Here is a 4170-nt window from a genome sequence, read left to right as displayed (position 1 = left end):
CAGGCTGGTCTGGCTGCGAGACTCTCCTTGGATGTAAGCCATAACGAAAAATGCTCCGTATCTTTCGATACGGAGCATTTTCATTGAGCGCTGCGCAGATTGCTAGGTTTTCACACAGTCTGCGAAGGTCGCCTTTTTCAGTCAGACAAGCGTGATCAGAATTCGTGATCAGCGCTGTCCGGGTTCAGGTCGGTGATGCCCAGCTTGCCGGCTGCGGCTTCGATCGAACCGGTCTGCTTGACCAGCGAGGCGATGGCGTCGCGCACGATCTGGTTGCCAGCGGTATTACCGGCGGCGATCAATTGGTCGTAGTGCTCACCCTTGTTGGCGTGGTCGACCATGACCTGGATCTTGGCTTCGGTCGCAGCCAGATCGGCTTTCAACGCGGTGTCGGCAGCCGGGTCAGCCTTGGCCACCAGCGACGACAGGCTGGCGCCGGTCATTTTGGTGCCGTCAACACGGGTGTACTCGCCCAGGTAAACGTTACGAACGCCTTTGGCATCGTAGAAGTGCGAGTTGTGGGTGTTGTCGCTGAAGCAATCCTGTTCGTCTTCAGGGGAGTTGGCTTCCAGGGACACCTTCATGCGCTCGCCCGCCAGTTCGCCCAGGGACAGGCTGCCCATACCGAAGAGCATTTTGCGCAGGCCGTTTTCGCCGGGTTCGGCTTCCAGGGTGGCGCGGTAGTTGTCAGCCACGTTCGGCTTCCAGTTACCGACCATTTCTTCCAGGTCGCTGACCAGCAGTTGGGTCACGGACTTGAGGTAGGCACGACGACGATCGTTGTGACCGCCGGTAGCGCCAGCGCCTTCCAGGTAGTCGGAAGCCGGGCGGTTGCCCGCGCCAGGGCCGGTGCCGTTCAGGTCCTGGCCCCACAGCAGGAATTCGATGGCGTGGTAGCCGGTGGCAACGTTGGCCTCGGAACCGCCCAGCTCGTTCAGGCTGGCGAGTTTTTCCGGGGTGATGTCTTTCACGTCGACCTTGTCTTCGCCGACCTGCACTTCGGTGTTGGCGATGATGTTGGCGCTGGCGCCCGGATTACCCAGTGCGTGTTCGTAGGATTTGTCGACGTAGTCGATCAGACCCTCGTCCAGTGGCCAGGCGTTAACCTGACCTTCCCAGTCGTCGATGATGGTGTTGCCGAAGCGGAACACTTCACTCTGCAGATACGGAACGCGCGCGGCGACCCAGGCAGCCTTGGCGGCGTTCAGGGTGTCGGCGTTCGGCTTGGCAAGGAACGCATCGACGGCGGTTTGCAGGGTTTTCGCGGTGGATTCGGCATCGCTGTAAACGGCGAAGACCATGTCGGCGTAATGCGCGACCACAGCCTTGGCGGCGGCGTCGTCGATTTTAGCGGCGGCGGCAGGAGCAGTGGTGCTGGCGGCTGGAGTCGGCGTGGTCGGGGCGGCGGGCTTGTCTTTGCCTTCGCCGCAACCGGCGAGGGAAATGGCGATGGCCAGCAGACTGGCGGTAGCCAGAGGCATACGAATCATGGCGAACATCCTGCTTCGGTAGTTGAGTGGACTCGCGCTGGGAGCGCAAAACTGCGACATAATGCAAATCTTTCGCATTATCTGTAAAGGGATGTGCCTGGAAATATTTCTTATTCGTGTATTGAGATCAAACGATCGCAGCCTCTTGGCACTCGGCAGCTCTTGCAGGCGAATGGGATTCACGAGAGCTGCCGAAGACTGCGATCTTTTAAAGGATGGCCGCGTTGCTGCGTTGCGCCTGCTTGAGGTAGGCGCTCAACTCGCGCGCCGGTAGCGGTTTGCTGTAGTGGTAGCCCTGACCTTCGTGACAGCCTTCGGAAATGATGTACGACTCCTGCTCGGCGGTTTCCACGCCTTCGGCAATCACCTGCATGCCCAGGCTCTTGCCCAGTTGAATGATCGCGCGAACGATGGTCGCATCGTCATCGTCATCCAGCAGGTCCTGGACGAAGCTCTTGTCGATCTTGATCTTGTCCAGCGGCAGACTTTTCAGATAACTGAGCGATGAATAACCAGTGCCGAAGTCGTCGATGGCAATCAGCGCGCCGGAGCGGCGCAGGCTCAGCAAATGCTGGGCGGCGGTGCTGATGTCTTCCATCAGGCCGGTTTCGGTGACTTCCAGCTCCAGACTGCGCGGTGGCAAGCGGTACATCTGCAGCAGATTGTTAACCACTCGCGGCAATTCGGCGTGGTGCAGTTGCACGGTGGACAGGTTGACCGCCATGCGCAGGTCGACAAAGCCCTGATCGTGCCATTCGCGCAATTGCTTGCAGGCCTGATCGAGCACCCATTCTCCGATGGCGATGATCGTACCGTTCTGTTCGGCCAGCGGAATGAACAGGTCGGGCGGGACCAGACCGTGTTCAGGGTGTTGCCAGCGAATCAGCGCCTCGACGCCAACCACACGGTGATCGCGGTAGCTGATCTGCGGTTGATAGACGAGGTAGAACTGATCGCGCAGCAAGGCATCGCGCAGGTCTTTTTCCAGTTCGCGACGGCGACGCATCTCACTGTCGACGCTGGCGATGTAGAACTGATAACGATTGCGCGAGCGGGTCTTGGCCAGGGTCATGGTCTGTTCGGCCTTCTGCAACAGCTTTTCGGTGCTGTCGCCGTCCTCCGGGAACAGGGTGATGCCGATGGTCGCACGCAGGCGGATTTCCTGGTCGTCGAGGGCGAACGGCGCCTCCAGATCATCAAGAATGCTTTGTGCCAGCTCCGCCGCTTCATAAGGCTGTTCGATATCGGCCTGCACCAGGGCGAACTGGTCGCCACCCAAACGGGCGAGGGCACCGAGGCGGCCGCTGTGGGCGCGCAAGCGATCAGCCAACGCCAGCAACAACTGATCGCCGGTCTGGTAGCTGAACTGTTCGTTGATACCTTTGAAATCATCCAGCCCCACGCACAACACCGCGACGCGGCGTTGCAGTTTGCCGGCGTCGACGAGGATCTTGTCCAGTTGCTGCTGCAGTTGCTGACGGTTCGGCAGACCGGTGAGGAAATCGTATTGGGCCATGCGCAGCAGGCTGTTCTCGGCTTCGTGGCGCAGGTGGGTATTGCGTTCGATGGATTCGAGCAACTGGTTGGCGGTGTTGATCCAGACTCCCAGTTCGTTTTTCTCGTGGCCCTTGAGTTGCGGAATCTTGTGTTCGCTGGGGCGATCGGGGTTGATTTCGGTCAGATGCTCGATGATCCGCGACAGCGGTTTGGTCAGCAGCCAGTGATAGACCAGATAAAGCACCAGGCCCATGGCCAGGGCACGCAATACACCGGAAATGAAAATGATCACCGAACTGACGATAAAACTCTCGCCATAGGTCGCGGTGTCGAGGGTGATGCTCAAGTCGCCGTAGTACTCGCTGTAGGGACCGCGACCCACCAGTTGCGTGGTGAAGGTGCGCTCCTGACCCAGAATCAGGTCGGTCAGCCAGCGGCTGTTGGAATGCTGCAACTCACGGGATTTTTGCGCGAGCATCGCTTCATTGGGATGGCCGATGGAGGCCTGGCGCACGGCGTCGTCCTGGAACAGGCCTTCGATCACCTGCATGCCCATCTCCCGATCCAGGCTGTACACAGCCTGAGTGGAGGGGTCGCGGAACATGTCGAGGATCCGTTCGGCGTCACCGACAACGGCCTGGCGTGTTTTATAGGCATCGAAAACAATTTGCGCGCAGCTCAAGACCACGCCCACGATCAATGCCGACAGGAGCACGACCCGGAGCAACTTCACCGACAAGCTGTTCTTGAGTTCCAGCTTCAAAGGGTTATTCCTTGTTCCGTGCGGGTAGCGTCAAGTTGCCGTGAGTATTGGCAATCCGGTGTTGGCAGTCAAAGGGACAATCAGGTCCAGAAAAATTTGCCCAGGGCCTGGGCCGACAGGCTGCTGACTAGAGTATTAGTCCTATTTGTACTGTGTCGGTAGTTTTGGCCCTCAACTTGAGCGTTGCGGGACATTTTTTCCTTTTTTGATGTTAGCCCTCTGTGCAAGGTCGGCAAGTGGCGGCAGCCCGCATTAAATGTGAGAAAAGCGCTATCTCCTGCCTGAATCAAAGGCATAAAAATGTATGGTCAGCCCATCTCCTGCAACCTCATGGGCTGTTTTCGGTAAAGCTGGCTTGCGCTAATGTATCCGGGCTCATTGTGAGCGTTGCTGCAACAACGCTCGACCCTCGATGAGTAG

General features: G+C 58.6%; 2 protein-coding genes. Both read right to left on the bottom strand.

Translation table 11 applies throughout. The annotated features are described in order from the left end of the window. Positions 1-155: 155 nt before the first annotated feature. On the bottom strand, positions 156-1490 hold the full coding sequence (locus AACY11_RS27965) for an imelysin family protein (protein ID WP_339434077.1): 1335 nt from the start codon (positions 1488-1490) through the stop codon (positions 156-158). A 208-nt stretch (positions 1491-1698) separates the two neighbouring features. Then, positions 1699-3750 carry a putative bifunctional diguanylate cyclase/phosphodiesterase gene (locus tag AACY11_RS27960; protein ID WP_339434076.1) on the bottom strand — a complete coding sequence of 684 codons (2052 nt, stop codon included), beginning with the start codon at positions 3748-3750 and terminating at the stop codon, positions 1699-1701. Positions 3751-4170: the final 420 nt, after the last annotated feature.

It is taken from the genome of Pseudomonas sp. RA_105y_Pfl2_P56 (assembly GCF_963970845.1).
GTDB lineage: Bacteria > Pseudomonadota > Gammaproteobacteria > Pseudomonadales > Pseudomonadaceae > Aquipseudomonas > Aquipseudomonas baetica_A.
The sequence above is the reverse complement of the archived record's forward strand: the minus strand, read 5'-3'. Positions and strand labels throughout refer to the sequence as shown.